Raw genomic sequence first — 15,389 nt, forward strand, 5'->3', positions numbered from 1 at the left:
GTGTTCACCTCGCGGACACAAAACCGCCCGGTCAGCGCTGAACTGACCGGGCGTTATGGAGTGGATGAAGTAGAAAAGGGGAAGATCAGGCGACCATTTGCAGGGCCGCATTCAGAGCGCGTTGCTTGACCTGTGCACCTTGGCCAAACCAGGCCGAGTCGAGTCGGTACTCAGTGCTGCGAGCGCGACGCTCATGGTCAACGTACTCGGTCACCGCGTTGAGCAGACCCCAGGCAGTGCCGCGAGCCGACTCCAGATCCGAACCACGCCCGCGTCCTTCGTAGAGCTCCTGCACGCGGCGCAAAGCGCGTTCGTTGGGCAACTGCTCGGGCAGTTGGCCGGTCGGACTGACCTCGCACAGCACGTTCATGAAGTAGCCCAGTGCCTCATGCCACTGCACCTTGCGCTCAGCCAGCGCGCGCATGCGGTACATGAAGTCGTCCCATTGCGAGACGGCGATGCCAAGTTGCTTCTTCACCGCCTTCGGATCGAAGCGGGTGTTGTGCGGCACCTTGATCGCACGGCTGGTGCCATCCAGGGCGACCGTCAGGGTGTTGTTGCACACCACGCGAACGGTGGTCGGTGTCGCCGTGGTGGCCAGGGTGCCGTCACAGGAAGTCGCCAGCAGCAGGTAGCCGTTGACCTGATCGTTGCCCTTGATCGACGTGCCTTGTCCGGTACGCGCCAGCGCCCAGAACTTGCGACCTCCCTTGAGCACGCCCGCAGTTTCCAGCTCATAGCCGGACACTTCGGTCAGATCGCGATAGAACTCCAGCACCTCGCGCGGTTGCACGGTGTGATAGCGGTTGGAGACTACCGATAACGGAGCCTTGGTATCGGAGCGGTAGAGCACCTTCTGTTCAGGAAAGGAATGGATCGTGCCCAGATGACCGACAGCATCCGATTTGAAATGTACCGGCGACTCCTGGATTTGCCAGTCCATACCAGCTTGACGTTGCCAGACCTCGATAGGTTGCTTGCGAGGCAGGTTGTTGCCCAGGCCGTGCCAGGGAGTGGTGCCGACGTAAGCCATTTGTTCGACTTGATGAGCCATGATGAATTTCCTTTGAGCAATAGCCGGCATAAAGCGCTGCGCATGGCGCAGCACCGGCATTTAGGGATGAATGAAAGAGAAGGGCGGCCGGATCAGACCGTTTGATTGAAGCGGTGACCGCAGCTCAGACAGTGGTTGTGGGCCAGCACATGACGGTCAAGTTTTTCACCAAGCTGAGCGCCCATCGCACAACCACCAGCAGCACCAACCAGTCCGTTGAGAATGGCCGATGACAGGGCATTGAGGTTGACGTTGGGAGGTTTGGCTAGGCCGCTGCTGGCAATGGCCGGACCAGTGAGCAGGATGGTACCGGCACCACGCAGCGCACCGCCCAGCATGCCGATGAAGGCAGCAATCCGCATGGCGGAGAGGTGCGTGGAGACCTGAGGAGAGCCGCAGCTCGGGCAGTGCAATGACATGGTTGAAGACTCCATGGTGGGGATGTCATTGCGGTGATGTGTGACTGAAAAAAAATGGATTCAACGCGGCAGGAAAGGTCATCGTTGATTGACAATTGCTTTTACTTGCTCAGATTACGAAACTGTCGCTCCGCAGCCTCAGAGCTGCTGCTAAGAAGGATGCAAGAAATGAGCGACCGTTTTGAAGACGATGAAGAGGAAAATACCCTCGATTTCGATCACGAAGCAGCTGAAAAAGCAGGCTATTCCGGTGTTCCTATTGAGGAGCTGGACGAAATAGCTCTTCGTGAAATAGAGCGGGTTAGCAAAGGCGAATAGCCTGCCAGCTTGATCAAGCCTTGATGCTTATCTGGCGCCCGTTTCTACTTGGGTCATGGCATGCGGTTAGTTTGTCTTGGTAGCTGCATGCTGTGAGCCACGATTTGCGGCCCGCACAGCGCTAACACGATAATCCAGGTGTCAAGGATCGTCGCCCAAATGCAGATAGCGGACTCCCTCAGAACTCTCAGGCAGTGCCTGTTGCATCGTTTTTTAGACATGGATGAGAGCCGCGCATGATTTGGCAAACCCTATATCAGTCGGCAGATGGCTGCGTCTCCTGGCAAGGTAACTGTGCGCAGGCTGGAGATTTGTTCAATGGCTTTCTGCAAGGTCCCGTGTCTGCACGCCTGAACGATAGTGAAGGCAGCATTGCATTGAGCCAGCATCTTCGAGGTCTTAGCCTAACTGGTATGGGGCAGGATGCCTTGCAGGCTGTGCTCGACGCAGAGCTGCCAGAAACTCGCGATTGGGCTGCGGGTGAGGCACTGGCAGAGGTAGTGCTGCAGGAGCAGCATGACGTGGTGTTGCCCTGGAACAATGAGCGCGACAAGCGTAATCCTTTTGCATCTTTGCCAGGTGCTGACATTGTTGGCTTCCAGCGCGATGGTGAATCACATCGTCTGGCATTGGGTGAAGTCAAATGCTCATCCGAGGATAAATGGCCGCCTCAGGTTATGACTGGGCGTAGTGGCATGATCCATCAGCTAGAGACGCTTGCTGGAAACCTCGGCACCTTGTGCCAGTTGCTCAAATGGTTACTGCCTAGAGTCAAGAATACTGAATATCAGGCAGCCTTTGATTCCGCTTGCAGGCGATATTTCGAGTCTGGAAATCGTGATCTAGCGCTATTTGGCGTTTTAATACGCGATCAGGCAGCCAGCGAGATGGATTTGAAAAATCGCGGCAAGGCTCTTGTAAAGAGCGTGCATGCCCCGACACGTTGCCACCTACTTGCCTTGTATCTGCCTTGGCCGATTGAACAACTGCCTGCTGTTATTACGCAGGGATGTGGAACATGAATCACTGGCTGCTGGAAGCGATTGCAGAACGGCGTGCACAAGCGCTGCGTGATGCTGACCGGGTGCAGTTCTACCGTGAAATGACGCCGCAAGAGCCTGATTTAGATGCTCAGACCATTCATGAGGTAGTGGCTGCGCTGGAACTGGCCGTGCTGGATATGGAACTGGACCGCTTTGGGGATGAGAAGGATCGCCAGGCGGTACTGCACAGTGCAGCAGCAGATGCTTTCCGACTTTTGCGGGTACTGCCCTTACCTGAAACTCCGATGGCAGCGGCTACGCACATGCTGCGGGCATCCATATTGGCGGTGATTGGTGACCGGGGAGCAGATGCTGCGCGCTGGCTCCGTGCGCTTGATGATAAAAAAGCTTGGCCCGTGCTACCCCTGAACTCGTCAGATTGGGGGGAGCGCTGTCGTGCCACTCTTACCGATGTATGGTTGCGCCTGGTTCGCAAGCAAGGCTGGAACGACCGTGACACCGTACTTGAGCGGGTGGCTGCTCTGCGCACCAGCCAGCAGGAGTTTGAGCGAGAGTACCTGGGGTCTTTCGATCCGCTGCAAGCAAAGCGCTCGGCGCTAGAGCTTATCGCCATCTACCATTTGGCCAAAGCAGCTGACGTGCTAGCCCACTTCATCACCGATGGCGTGGTGGAGGATAGTTTTCAGATTCAGCCGATGCTGGACTCGCACTTTGACCGTGCCATTGCGGCCTGTGATACCGCTCAGTTGCTTGAGCTGGGGCCGCTAACGCGTCTGTTGGCAAGGGCAGCCGCTCAGATGGAGGCGAATTCGCTGTGGACGGTCACTCGTGCGGTGAACTCAAGGGTGACGAAATTTGTGCGCGAGTTGGTCAGTCGTGGCCGTGGTGATCGTGCCCTGTTCGATGTGCTGCCACCTCAGCGCCGCACGCTTGCTGAGCGGGGCTTGCTGGGATCTAGCCGCCGTGCCGTGGTGGTTAGTCTGCCGACTTCCAGTGGTAAGACGCTGATTGCCCAGTTTCGCATGCTGCAGGCGCTGAATCAGTTTGATGACCGCAAGGGGTGGGTTGCTTATCTTGCACCCAGTCGGGCACTGGTGAATCAGGTTACGCGACAGCTACGGCGCGATTTCCAGCCGCTAGGCGTGGTAGTGGAGCGGGTCAGTCCAGCTATGGAGGTCAACGGCATCGAGGCGGGGGTGTTGGCCGAGCAACAGAGTGATGCTCAGTTTCGTGTTCTTGTAGCCACGCCCGAAAAGTTCGATTTGATGCTACGCCAGGGGTGGGAGGAAAAAATTGGTCGTCCGCTCACACTAGTTGTGGTGGATGAAGCTCACACGATTCAGGACAGTGAGCGCGGACTGCGGCTTGAGTTGCTGCTAGCAACTATTAACCGTGAGTGCCGCGAGGCGCAGTTCCTACTGTTGACGCCTTTCATCCAGAACGCCCGGGAAGTTGCGCGCTGGTTGGGTGGTCTGAACTCTGAAGACATAAGCCTTGGGGTGGACTGGCAGCCGAATGACAGGGCTATCGGTATTGTCAGCGCGGTAGATGCGGGTGCCAAGAAGGGGCGAAGTCGCGATTATCAGGTGAACTTCGAGACAGTTCACACTTCTCGACCCAGTATTATCCTGGATGACGTGTTCCCTCTGGGCAGAGAACAGAGCCTGGCTACCTCGCTGACGGAGGTCAAGGCTGTGGGTACGCTAGCTGCGATCGCTGCGCGCAAGCTGGCTGCCCGTGGGCCGGTTATTGCCATGCACAACACTCCGGATAATGTCTGGAGATTGGCACATAAGCTGAAGTCTGGACGAAGCATAGAACTGTCGGCTGATTTGCGGTTTGTGCAGGACTATGTGGCGGCAGAGATGGGCGAGCAGTTCCCGTTGGTGGATTTGTTGTCCCATCGTGTGGGGGTGCACCATGGCGGGCTGCCGGAAGAAGTCCGGATGCTGATGGAGTGGCTGTTCGAGAAAGGTCATCTGGATGTCCTGGCAGCCACTACTACCCTTGCCCAGGGGGTGAACTTTCCTGTGAGCGGTGTGGTGATGGCGTCTACTCATTACCCGCAAGGAAAGAGCTCTGTTCCCATGCCGCCGGAGGACTTCTGGAATATTGCTGGTCGGGCGGGGCGTGTTTCTCAAGGGCAGTTGGGTGTGGTCGCGCTGGTGGCCAAAGACGCAGCTGACGTGGAAAAACGTCGTGACTTCATCAACCGCAACACCGGAGATCTGAACTCCGCACTGATTCAGTTGGCTCAAGCTGCAGCCGGTGAACTGACTGACCTTGGATTGATTGTTTACCACCATCCCGAGTGGTCTAGCTTTCTGCAGTATCTAGCCCATACCTACCGCCAGATGGGGCAGCCGTCCAACTTTGCCGATCAGATCGAGCAGGTCTTGCGTGGCACCTTCGGCTTTGAACGGCTTCGCACGTCAAACAGTCAGCTTGCTCGCAGTTTGCTTACAGGTATCCGCAGTTACGTTTCTTACATGGCTAGCCCTGCACAACCGCTAGGGCTGGTAGACAGTACGGGCTTCTCGCTGCAGAGCATCAAAACGGTCATGACCCATCGCGGTAACATCGGGCCAGATTCATGGGATCGGGACAGGCTGTTCAAGGCTGGTGACGGCACTCTGCAGACCATGATGGGGGTGCTGCTCCGTGTGCCGGAGTTGCGCGATAACCTGAAGGCAGTTTTAGGTGGAAAAACGCCAGATGGCGACAAACTTGCGCTCATTTTGAAGGACTGGGTGAATGGTGAAGAGCTGGTCACCATTGCCGAGCGGCACTTCAGCCAGGAAGGCACGGATACAGTTACTGCCTTGACCAAGTGCGGTCAGAACCTCTTCGGTAAGCTGGCTCATACCTCTTCTTGGGGGTTGAATGCACTGCTTGCTATTACAGGATCAGAGCTTGAAGACGGCGAGCGTAGCCTATTAGCCAATCTACCCTCGCAGGTGTATTACGGTGTATCGACAGATGAAGCAGTTTCGCTGCGCCTTCTAGGTGTACCTCGCCGAGCCGCACCAGCTTTGGCTCGGGCGATGCAATTGAAACCAGGTGACTCCTTGCCTTTGATCCGGCAACGCCTTGAGGCCTTGCCGGAACAGGGGTGGAGTGCTGCACTGGGCGCTGATGGACAGGTTTATCGCAAAGCTTGGCTGATCATGGACGGAGTGGAGTAGGCGAGGGCTCGAAAACAACCATCGATCTTCGAAAATCAGCTGATAATTTCTGGCTGCTTAGCGGCGTATTGGAATGATTTTTCGATCACCAAGTTGATTGATAGCTGCAGCCGAAAGATTGCCGGTAGCAGCCTTTTGAATATGCTCACTCCACCAAGCCATCATAGGGCGCCTGCGATCGATATAGTCCGCACGGTTGTAGGCACTGCGCACTTCGTCCTTATCCACATGCGCCAGCGCTACTTCGATCAGCTCAGGCTCCCAGCCGTGCTCGTTGAGCGTTGTACTGGCCATTGATCGCATTCCGTGGCTTACCAAGCGTCCCTCAAAGCCCATGCGTTTCAAGGCCATGTTGGCTGTTTGGCTATTGCAGTGAGTACGCGGATTGCGGTCAGCAGGGAACACGTATTCACGGTGCCCGCTGTAGGGTTTGATTGCTTCCAGAATGGCCAATGCTTGATCTGTAAGCGGCACCGTATGCGGGCGACGTTTCTTCATGCGTTCAGCCGGGATCGTCCAGATCCTTTTCTCGAAGTCGATATCGGCCCAGCGGGTAGTGGCAGCCTCAACGGGGCGAGTCATCGTGTGCAGTTGCCACTCGATCAGGCATCGAGTGGTTCTTTTTATGCTGGCGTTCGCGATTGCAACCATGAGCTCTTTGAGCTCATCGGGATGTAAGGCCGGCATGTTCTTTTTCTTCGGCTTCTTGAACACGCTACCAATCCCGGTAAGTGGGTTGGCGGGTATCAGGCCTGAGTTGACCCCGTAGGTCATGATTTCGTTGAGTCGCTGCGTAAGGCGTTTGACGGTTTCCAGGCTGCCTTTAGTTTCGAGCGGCTTGAGAAGGCTGATGACTTTCGGAGCTGTTATGGATGCGATCGGCGTAACGCCCAAGTCGGGGAAGACGTGCAACGTAAGCGAGCGCCAAATGTCTTCAGCGTAGGCGGGGGTTACTGCATCTTTCTTGAGTTCATACCAGGACGTCGCTACGTTCTGCAGCGTGTGCTCGGTTGCGGCCTTTTTGGCCTGTCGATCTGCGTCGCGTCTCTCTTTGGGATCAATGCCCTGTGCTACGAGCTCACGCGCTTCAATGGTCAGTTTGCGGGCTTGAGCAAGGCTTACTTCCGGGAAGGTGCCAAGCCCCATATTCAGTCGCTTCTTGGTGATGGGGTGGATGTAGTTGAAATTCCACAATCTCGATCCATTGATTCTCACTCGCATCTGAAGGCCGTTGCCGTCAGTCAAGGTGTAGTCCTTTTCTTTGGGCTTTGCTGCTTTGACCTTCAGGTCTGAAAGGCGCGTTGTTGCGGCACCCATGGTGTACTCCAGTGCGATTTGTGTATTCCAAAAAATACTGGCTTAGGGCTTGGAATACAATTTGGAATACACGAAGGCATGGATGCAGTCAGACGTCTTTGTACGTCTATGACGCTGAAGGTCCCGTATTTGCTGGGTTTCAGACACAAAAAAAGACGTCCGTGGACGTCTTTAGATGTTGTAATGGTGGAGCCGGGGGGATTTGAACCCCCGTCCGCCAGCTCTCCGCTATCGGTTCTACATGCTTAGCCATCTCTACTGAGTTAACTCCGCGCCGCCCGAGTGGCAGGGTGCTTGGAGCGAGCTGCATGAGTTTTAGCCGTTACGTCTGCAGCGAACTTGGCGGCGATCCTGTTCTATATGACTGACCAGATCTTCGGGTTTACAGGCATCCCCTAGGGTCAGCTGGCGCCCTTAGGCGGCCAGAGCGTAGTTGTCGTCGTTGGCAACTATGAAGTTGTGGCAGCGGATTTACGAGAACTGTCACCTACTCGGCATGCCCCTCAAGTTTCGTTACCGGCGTCGAATCCTAATCGGCCCCAAAACCTTCGTGGTTACAGCTAGGACGCGAAGTGTACGGCAAAGGTTCCTCAGCGTCGACTGCGGATTCCGTCGCGGACGGCTATGATGGCGCATCGCGCTTCGCTGCGCGCCTCATGGAAAGGAGTCGTCATGCCGAGTTCCAGCCGCTTTCCCCTGCGTCAGTGGATCTGGCGAGCGTTCGTGCAGAGCGCGCTGATCCCGTTGATTCTGGTGGAGTCGGTACTGATCGCGGTGTATCTGCTGAGCAATCAGGCGATTCGCGATACGCAGATCGGCCATCTGCAGGAGGCCGCGGTCAAGGATCTGGCCAGCGCGGCGTTACGCGAGGGGCAGATCATCGATGGGCGTTTGCGCTCGATCGAGTCGCTGGTGCAGGTCTATCGTGATGCAACCCTGCAGGCGCTGCTCGACGATCGTTTCCAGGCCGACGAGCTGGAACACCGGCGCCACGCCAGCACCGACAGCGGCGTGTTCTATACCCGCAGCGACGATGGGCGCGCGGCTTCCTTCTATGCCAACAGCACGCCGCGAGAGCAGCAGGACCACGCCAAGGTCATGCGCCTGTCGCAGGTCGATCCGCTGATGCGTTCGATCAAGCAGGCCAACCCTCTGGTGGCGGCGCTGTATTTCAACAGCTGGGACAGCTACAACCGCATCTACCCCTGGTTCGATACGCCGGCCCAGTACCCTCACGACATGGTGATCCCGGATTACAACTTCTATTACCTCGCCGATGCCAAGCACAACCCGGAGCGCAAGGTGATGTGGACCGAGGTCTACCTCGATCCGGCGGGCCTGGGCTGGATGATGTCAGCCATCGCCCCGGTCTACCGCGGCGATTTCCTGGAAGGGGTGGTGGGGCTGGATATCACGGTGGATCAGGTCCTGGGCGAGATCGCGGAGCTCAACGTGCCCTGGCAGGGTTACGCCATGCTGGTCAGCCATGACCACAACATCATGGCGCTGCCGGCGGCCGGCGAGCTGGATTTCGGTCTGCGCGAGCTGACCCACTATTCCTACGAGGAGGCAGTACGCCGCGAGGTGCTCAAGCCCGAGGACTTCAATCTGACCAAGCGCGAGGGCATGGCGCCACTGCTGCGGGCGATGAACGAGGGGCGCGGCAATGTCCAGGAGGTACTGCTCGGCGGGCGCAAGCAACTGGTGGCCTGGAGCGAGATCCCGCAGACCGGCTGGCGTCTGCTGCTGGTGGTGGACGAGGAGCAGATCTTCCACGAGACCAATCAGCTGGCCGAACGCTACATGCAGATCGGCTACCTGCTGATCGCCGGTCTGCTGGCCTTCTACCTGCTGTTCTTCGCCCTGATGTGGCTGCGTTCGCGGCATCTCAGCAACCAGCTGGCCCGTCCCATCGCCGGTATCGTGGAGATGGCCGGCAGCCTGGGGCAGGGCAACTATCTGCCGGCTTCACCGGACAGTCGCATCGCCGAAGTCAGCCGCCTGGCCGAGGCGGTTCAGCAGGCGGGCAAGCAGTTGCAGGCCAGCGAGCTGGAGCGTCAGGAGGCGCAGAACAGTCTACAGCTGGTGCTGGAGAGCACCACCGAAAGTCTGTGGCACATCAATACGCAGGACCTGACCATCGAGCTCAGCGAGCGCTTCGTGCGTCGCTTCGGCCTGGGTGGCCGTCACCTGAGCCTCAGCGAATTCAACCAGCGCGTGCATCCCGACGATCTGGAGCGGCTGCGCCATCTGCGCAAGCATTTCGCCGAGAGCGGCGACGAGCATTTCGATGCCGAGTACCGCTACCTCGACGCCAAGGGGGACTATCTGTGGCTGCTCAGCCGCGGCAAGGTGCTGACGCGGGACGACAATGGCTGGCCGCTGCGTATCGCCGGCACCCACGTCGATATCACCAGGCTCAAGCAGGTGCAGGAAGAGCTGCGCCACGCCAGCCTCGAAGCGCTCGCCGCCAGCCAGGCCAAGAGCCGTTTTCTGTCGAGCATGAGCCATGAGCTGCGCACGCCGCTCAACGCCATCCACGGCTTCGCCCAGCTGATCGAGATGGAAACCCAGGACAAGGCCGATGCTGGTCCGGAGAGCGACTACGCGCGCGAGATCGTCAATGCCAGCCGACATCTCACCTCCCTGGTGGACGATATCCTCGATCTGTCGAGCATCGAGAGTCGTCGTCAGCAATTGCAGCTGCAGCCGATCGAGATCGGCGGTCTGCTCAACGGCTGTGCCGAGCTGGTGCTGCCCGAAGTGCAGCAGAGGCAGTTGCAGCTACAGGTGATGGAGCCTGCCCAGCCGCCGCTGTTCGTGCAGGGTGACCCGCGCCGGGTGCGGCAGATTCTGCTCAATCTGCTTTCCAACGCGATCAAGTACAACAGCCCGCGCGGGATGATCCGCATGGGGTATGAAGTGCGTGCCGACTGTGTGCGCCTGTGGGTCGATGACACCGGGCCTGGGCTTTCCACCGAGCAGCAGGCGCAGCTGTTCCAGCCGTTTCAGCGTCTTGGTCGGGAGAGTTCCAACATCCCCGGCACCGGCATCGGCCTGGTGCTGTGCCGGGAACTGGCCAGCCTGATGGAGGGCGAGATCGGTCTGCGCAGCGAGCCGGGAGTGGGCAGCCGCTTCTGGCTCGATCTGCCCAGTGCCGCCAGCCCGGAGGGCGAGACCAGCGATGCCGCAGACGAGCCCGCCCAGCCGCGTCAGCGCCTGGTGCAGGTGCTGTGCGTGGAGGACCATCCGGCTTGCATGAAAATCCTGCAGGCTTCCCTGCGCGAGTTCGCCGAAGTGCGCGGCGTGAGCTCGTGCCAGCGAGCCCTGGCCGAACTGCAGAGCAGCGAGCCGGCCCTGGTCTTGCTGGATATCGATCTGCCCGACGGCAGCGGACTGGAGGTGCTGGACAGCATGCGTGCCGATCCCCGGCTACGCGAGATACCGGTGTTGGTGATCAGTGCTGTGGCCGACGCCCGTCTGTTCGAGGACGCCCGCGCGCGCGGCGCTTCGGCCTGTCTGAGCAAACCGGTGGATCTGCAGGAGGTGCGTCAGGTCGCGCTGGGCTTGCTGTACAGCGGCTATTGAGCGAGCCCAGCGTGATTCACTCGCTGGCGGCCAGCAGATCGAGCGCTTCGCCCAGCACCTTGACCGACTCGGCGTGGTCGCCGGCCTTGTGCAGGGCTTCGCCTTCGGCGCGCAGCTCCTGAACCTTGGCCAGCACCGCCGGGTCGGCAGGCGGATCGCTTTGCAGCAGGGCATCGATCTTGGCCATGTCCTGCGGGCAGTGCATGGCCCAGAGTGGCAGGCTGATCAATGTAGCGGCGAGAAACATGAGCGTGCGACGCATGATGACTCTCCTGGAACGGGCTTGGGGAAATTCAGTATAGGAGAGCCCTGAGCAGTCGGCGGTTTTCAGCCTTGGCGTGCACATTGCTCTGGCCGAAGCTGCTGAAAAGTGCTCGCAGGCGATTTCCAGCAGCAACACGTTGCCCGTGCCGATCCGCTTGTCCAGCCATAGGCCTTTCAACGCCAGCTGCGGCCATCCGTGCATCAGTAGTAGTACCAGCGCAGCTCCAGCTTCACCTCGTTGACCGGGCTGGCCAGTTGGCTGAATTCACGCTGCGCGCTCAGGCGCAGGCCCAGATCGGTGGAAACTTCCCACTGCTGGTTGAGCGACAGGCGGCGGCGCACTTCGCCGTTGTGGAAGTAGTCGCCGGCCACTTCCAGGGTCAGGTTGCCCAGCGGGTTGCGCCACAGCATCCCGCCATTGAAGCCCAGCGCAGGGGAGAGCACGGCGGCAAAGTCCTCGTTGTATTCCAGGCGTGCGGTGCCCAGGGCGAAGCCCAGCAGCCCGTCGTGCAGCTGCCAGGTGGCGCCGGCACCGCCGCTGATATGACCGACCAACGGGGTATCGCCGTCCTCGCCGAGCACGCGTTCCAGGCCACCCCCGACCTGCCAGGACAGCGGCTGCAGCAGGGCGTTGCGCGGCGTCAGCGAGCGGATGTTGGCCAGGTCCAGGCGCTGCAGTTGCCAGTGGTTGCCCTCGTACTGGCGCAGCTTGAGCTGGAGAATCTCGATCTGCGCGCCGAGCGGGAAGCCGTCGAGGTTGTCGTTCAGGTCGTGGTAGGCCATACGCAGGCCGTATTCGGCAAAGGCGCGCTCGTCGCGGCTGCCGCCGGCCAGCTGCCAGGTGCGCGACTGGTGGCCCGCCTCCGGCAGTGGCGGGCGCTTCAGCTGCAAGCTGGGTGGCGGGTTGCGGTTGATGGCGCTGAGCAGCTGGAAGCTGCGCTGGGCATTGGCGCTGCGTTCCTCGTTGCTGGCGTGATAGCGCACCAGGCGGAAGGCAGCATCCTGAATCAGCGCGCGGCGCTCGGCGGGCAGGGCGAGGTAGTCGGCATCCTCAAGTCGCGCCGGATCCTGGCTCAGGCGCAAGACCCAGACCTCTTCGTCGGCCTGCAGCGGCTCCGCGCGGGCCAGCAGCTCGCGCTCGCGCGAGGGGCGATAGTCGATGCGTTCGATCAGCCCGGCGTCCTTCACCGCCCTGACCGTGTCGGTGGGGATCGCGGTGATGGGGAAGCGCTCGGTCAGTTCGATGCCCGGGCGGGCGATCTCCAGCAGTTCCAGCAGGCGGTAGGAGCAGTTCTCGTCGAAGAAGAAGTAGTCGAAGCGGATCTGCTTGAGTTCCCACACGTGCTCGACCATGCGCCCGGTTTCCTCGGGTGTCAGGTTGAGGCGGTATTCCCACAGGTCGCGGTTTTCCAGGCGGCTGTATTCGCTGAGCTTCTCGCGATAGGGCACCAGGGCGAACAGGCCGGGGTAGCCGCCCATCAGGCCGCGCCAGGCGTAGAGAATGCTGTTGTCGTCGCCTTCGATGAAGGCGCCGAAGTTCAGCGCGTAGCTCAGCAGGGCGGTGTTGTGGCTGTCGATGTCGGGCTGGTCGATGCGCAGCAGGGTGTGGCCGAACATCGATGACGGGCTGTTGAGGTAGGCGGCGGGAAAGACCAGCACCGTGCTGTGTGGATTGACGTCCTTGAACCAGGCACGGAATTCGGCGCAGTCCGGGCTGGGCAGGTCGGCCAGCGCCAGGCGTTCCCTGAGCCAGCGGGTACGCGCCGGGTAGACGCACTGTGGATGGCGGTCGCCGAGTTCGGCCGGCTGGTACAGCGCCTGCACTGTGGCGACCAGTTCGGCTCCGGGATTGCTGGCGCCATCTGCGGCGAGAAAGAACGCCTCGTCATCGACATAGCTGCGCCAGCCGCCGAGCTTGCCGGTTTCGTAGTGGCCGAGGGCGATCCAGTAGGGATCGTCGGCAAGTTGCTCTGGCGTGGCGGCGTGCAGGGGAAGGCTGGCGCTGAGGGCGAGGACGGCGAATGTCCGTTTCAAGGTCGCTGTTCTTCTGGTCATGGCGATGGCCGAGCTTTGGTCAGGCGCAGTGCAGGTGTCAAGGCAGCAGAGAAGAGGATTTTGCGCAAGTAATGATCGATATCAGCGTCTGGCCATGATGCCGGTGTCACACTGAAAACTCGCAGCCATCGAGGAGACGGGTCATGAACCGGCGTGAGGCATTGCTGGGCCTGCAGCATGAATATCGTGTCCGTGCCGAGGCCATCCGGCGCGACCTGGGGCGTAGCCATTCGCCGGACTTCGCCGAGCAGGCGCAGCAGCGGCAGAACGACGAAGTCCTGGAAGCCCTGCTGGCCGAGGCCGAGCTGGGCCTGGCCCTGGTCAATCAGGCCTTGGCGCGCGTCGCCGATGGCAGCTACGGGCTGTGCCTGAAATGCGGCGAGCCGATCAGCGAGGCGCGCCTGAACGCCATCCCGGCTGCGGAGTACTGCCTGGGCTGCGCCTCGGTCAGGTAAGGGGCTGGCCGACCTCTTCCAGCAGGCGCCTGGCGGCCGAGTCGGCTGCATCTATGTAAGGCTGTAGCACGCTGGCCGCACCGGCGCGGGTGAAGGCTTCCAGATCGCCCTCGCGGAAGGCGCTGAGCGTGACCTGGCCGCGAAAGCCGGTGCTGCGCGCCGCGCGCAGGAGGATGGCGTTGACCTCGCGCTGTGGAATGGTGCTGACCAGTGCGCGCGCCTGCTGCAGCGGCAGGTGGGTGATGAAGTCGTGATCCTCGGCGTCGCCATAGCACACCGTCAGGCCGCTGCGCCGCGCACTGGCCAGGGCTTCGGGGTTGAAATCGACGCCGAGCACGCGCAGCCCGGCGTCCTCCAGGCGGTGCGCCAGCTGGCGACCGTAGCGGCCCAGGCCATAGACGATGACCTCCGGTTGCTCCTCCTCCGCGCTGCTGTCGGCGGCGTTCTCCCGGTGCGCCACGCGTCGTTCGAACAGCCTCAGCCAGGGCGACAGGCGTTCGAACAGCGGCTGCGAGTAGAGAATCATGTAGGTGGACAGGGTGATGGTGATCACCCCTACCAGGGTGGTCAGCCCCAGGGCTTCGCCGCCGACATGGCCAAGGCCGATGCCCATGGCGACGAAGATGATGGAGAACTCGCTGATCTGTGCCACGGTCAGTCCGGCCATGAAACCGGTGCGCTTGCGGTAGCCCATCGCGCCCATGATGGCCATGACGATCAGCGGATTGCCGATCAGCACGAACACCGATAGCAGCAGGGCGCTGCCCAGTTGGCCCTGAAGGTAGGTGAAATCCAGCTGGATGCCCAGATGCAGGAAGAAGAACAGCAGGAGGAAGTCGCGCAGGCTGGTCAGGCGGCTGGCGATCGCCTCGCGCAAGGGCGTCGACGCCAGGCAGAAGCCGGCGATGAAGGCGCCGATCTCCTTGGACAGGCCCAGCGCCTCGGCGCCACCGGCGAGCAGGGTGCCCCAGGCGATGGCCACCAACATCAGCAGCTCCGGCGAGCGGGCCATGGCGCCGAGCAGCCGCGGCAACACGTGGCGTATCAGCAGATAGAGCAGAACCAGGCTGCACAGCAGGACCGTGATCAGGGCCAGCGGCGACAGCCCCTGATGCTCGCCGCTGGCCGGCTGGTACAGGTTGATCGCCAGCATGGCCAGGACCACGGCGATGTCCTGCACGATGAGAAAACCCATGGCGATGCGCCCGTGCAGCGAGTCGATCTCGCCTTTGTCCGAGAGCAGCTTGACGATGATGATGGTGCTGGAGAAGGTCAGCGCCACCGCCACGTAGGTCGCGGTCAGCCAGTCCAGCCCCAGCAACCGGCACAGCAGCAGGCCGAACAGGATGGTGAAGGTGAGCTGCCCCAGCCCGGTGGCCAGGGCTACCGGGCCGAGGGTGCGCACCAGGCGCATGTCCAGCTTCAGGCCGACCACGAACAGCAGCACGGTAATCCCGATTTCGGCCAAAAGACCGAGCGAGGTATGGTCGCCCGACAGGTTCATCACCGCCGGGCCGGCCAGGATGCCGACCAGGATGTAGGCGATGATCAGGGGCTGACGCAGGTGGACGGCGATCACCCCGAACAGGGCGGACAGGGCGAGCAGGGCGGCGATTTCCTGAAACAGGCTCATGCAGGTATCCAGTGGCAACGGGCGCGTTACTTTAATCGGCAGCGGGCGACGAGGGCTGTCCTGGATCAAGCTTAGCGCTTGTCCGGGGGCGCGGATC

The 15,389-nt window shown here is 60.6% G+C and carries 11 protein-coding genes and 1 other RNA gene; 5 read left to right on the forward strand and 7 right to left on the reverse strand.

Annotated features, from left to right (window positions below; genetic code table 11):
- Positions 1–85: 85 nt before the first annotated feature.
- Entirely contained in the window at positions 86–1,054 is a 969-nt protein-coding gene (locus N7333_RS09680) for a DUF932 domain-containing protein (protein WP_012017840.1), read from the reverse strand.
- Between the two features lie 92 nt (positions 1,055–1,146).
- Positions 1,147–1,473, reverse strand: a complete 327-nt coding sequence (locus N7333_RS09685; protein ID WP_012017841.1) for a hypothetical protein — start codon at positions 1,471–1,473, stop codon at positions 1,147–1,149.
- A 168-nt stretch (positions 1,474–1,641) separates the two neighbouring features.
- Here N7333_RS09685 and N7333_RS09690 point away from each other — a divergent pair, with 168 nt between their 5' ends.
- The 3 genes from N7333_RS09690 to N7333_RS09700 all read left to right on the forward strand — a co-directional run bounded on the left by N7333_RS09690 (position 1,642) and on the right by N7333_RS09700 (position 5,980).
- The gene (locus N7333_RS09690; RefSeq protein ID WP_021488266.1) at positions 1,642–1,791 is read left to right on the forward strand and encodes a hypothetical protein; all 150 of its coding nucleotides are present in this window, start codon (positions 1,642–1,644) and stop codon (positions 1,789–1,791) included.
- A gap of 236 nt (positions 1,792–2,027) precedes the next feature.
- On the forward strand, positions 2,028–2,813 hold the full coding sequence (locus N7333_RS09695) for a hypothetical protein (protein WP_012017842.1): 786 nt from the start codon (positions 2,028–2,030) through the stop codon (positions 2,811–2,813).
- A complete protein-coding gene (locus N7333_RS09700) occupies positions 2,810–5,980 on the forward strand; it encodes a DEAD/DEAH box helicase (RefSeq protein ID WP_012017843.1) in 3,171 nt (1,056 codons plus the stop codon). Before N7333_RS09695 ends, N7333_RS09700 begins: the two co-directional genes overlap by 4 nt.
- A gap of 57 nt (positions 5,981–6,037) precedes the next feature.
- Here the strand turns inward: N7333_RS09700 and N7333_RS09705 are convergent, their stop codons facing one another.
- A complete protein-coding gene (locus N7333_RS09705; RefSeq protein WP_012017844.1) occupies positions 6,038–7,297 on the reverse strand; it encodes an integrase domain-containing protein in 1,260 nt (419 codons plus the stop codon).
- Positions 7,298–7,481: 184 nt separating this feature from the next.
- Positions 7,482–7,838, reverse strand: a transfer-messenger RNA (tmRNA) gene (gene ssrA, locus N7333_RS09710).
- 131 nt (positions 7,839–7,969) lie between these two features.
- Here ssrA and N7333_RS09715 point away from each other — a divergent pair.
- Complete coding sequence (locus N7333_RS09715) at positions 7,970–10,885, forward strand: ATP-binding protein (RefSeq protein WP_279858749.1); 2,916 nt, start codon at positions 7,970–7,972, stop codon at positions 10,883–10,885.
- A gap of 16 nt (positions 10,886–10,901) precedes the next feature.
- Here the strand turns inward: N7333_RS09715 and N7333_RS09720 are convergent, their stop codons facing one another.
- Both N7333_RS09720 and N7333_RS09725 read right to left on the reverse strand, forming a co-directional pair.
- Entirely contained in the window at positions 10,902–11,147 is a 246-nt protein-coding gene (locus tag N7333_RS09720; protein WP_003241519.1) for a hypothetical protein, read from the reverse strand.
- Between the two features lie 203 nt (positions 11,148–11,350).
- A complete protein-coding gene (locus N7333_RS09725) occupies positions 11,351–13,204 on the reverse strand; it encodes a DUF4105 domain-containing protein (protein WP_279858750.1) in 1,854 nt (617 codons plus the stop codon).
- Between the two features lie 143 nt (positions 13,205–13,347).
- On the opposite strand from N7333_RS09725, the gene N7333_RS09730 reads away from it, so the two are divergent.
- A complete protein-coding gene (locus tag N7333_RS09730; protein ID WP_003241522.1) occupies positions 13,348–13,659 on the forward strand; it encodes a TraR/DksA family transcriptional regulator in 312 nt (103 codons plus the stop codon).
- Here N7333_RS09730 and N7333_RS09735 read toward each other — a convergent pair.
- The gene (locus tag N7333_RS09735; protein ID WP_279858751.1) at positions 13,652–15,292 is read right to left on the reverse strand and encodes a cation:proton antiporter family protein; all 1,641 of its coding nucleotides are present in this window, start codon (positions 15,290–15,292) and stop codon (positions 13,652–13,654) included. The genes N7333_RS09730 and N7333_RS09735 overlap by 8 nt on opposite strands.
- Positions 15,293–15,389: the final 97 nt, after the last annotated feature.

It is taken from the genome of Pseudomonas sp. GD04158 (assembly GCF_029834875.1).
Taxonomy (GTDB): domain Bacteria; phylum Pseudomonadota; class Gammaproteobacteria; order Pseudomonadales; family Pseudomonadaceae; genus Aquipseudomonas; species Aquipseudomonas hydrolytica.

What these genes read in the sequence shown, in the direction of transcription:
- N7333_RS09695 (WP_012017842.1), top strand. Translation starts at nt 2,028, where the DNA reads ATGATTTGGCAAACCCTATATCAGTCGGCAGATGGCTGCGTCTCCTGG.
- N7333_RS09715 (WP_279858749.1), top strand. Translation starts at nt 7,970, where the DNA reads ATGCCGAGTTCCAGCCGCTTTCCCCTGCGTCAGTGGATCTGGCGAGCG.
- N7333_RS09735 (WP_279858751.1), bottom strand. Translation starts at nt 15,292, where the DNA reads ATGAGCCTGTTTCAGGAAATCGCCGCCCTGCTCGCCCTGTCCGCCCTG.
- N7333_RS09685 (WP_012017841.1), bottom strand. Translation starts at nt 1,473, where the DNA reads ATGTCATTGCACTGCCCGAGCTGCGGCTCTCCTCAGGTCTCCACGCAC.
- N7333_RS09725 (WP_279858750.1), bottom strand. Translation starts at nt 13,204, where the DNA reads ATGACCAGAAGAACAGCGACCTTGAAACGGACATTCGCCGTCCTCGCC.
- N7333_RS09705 (WP_012017844.1), bottom strand. Translation starts at nt 7,297, where the DNA reads ATGGGTGCCGCAACAACGCGCCTTTCAGACCTGAAGGTCAAAGCAGCA.
- N7333_RS09690 (WP_021488266.1), top strand. Translation starts at nt 1,642, where the DNA reads ATGAGCGACCGTTTTGAAGACGATGAAGAGGAAAATACCCTCGATTTC.
- N7333_RS09720 (WP_003241519.1), bottom strand. Translation starts at nt 11,147, where the DNA reads ATGCGTCGCACGCTCATGTTTCTCGCCGCTACATTGATCAGCCTGCCA.
- N7333_RS09730 (WP_003241522.1), top strand. Translation starts at nt 13,348, where the DNA reads ATGAACCGGCGTGAGGCATTGCTGGGCCTGCAGCATGAATATCGTGTC.
- N7333_RS09680 (WP_012017840.1), bottom strand. Translation starts at nt 1,054, where the DNA reads ATGGCTCATCAAGTCGAACAAATGGCTTACGTCGGCACCACTCCCTGG.
- N7333_RS09700 (WP_012017843.1), top strand. Translation starts at nt 2,810, where the DNA reads ATGAATCACTGGCTGCTGGAAGCGATTGCAGAACGGCGTGCACAAGCG.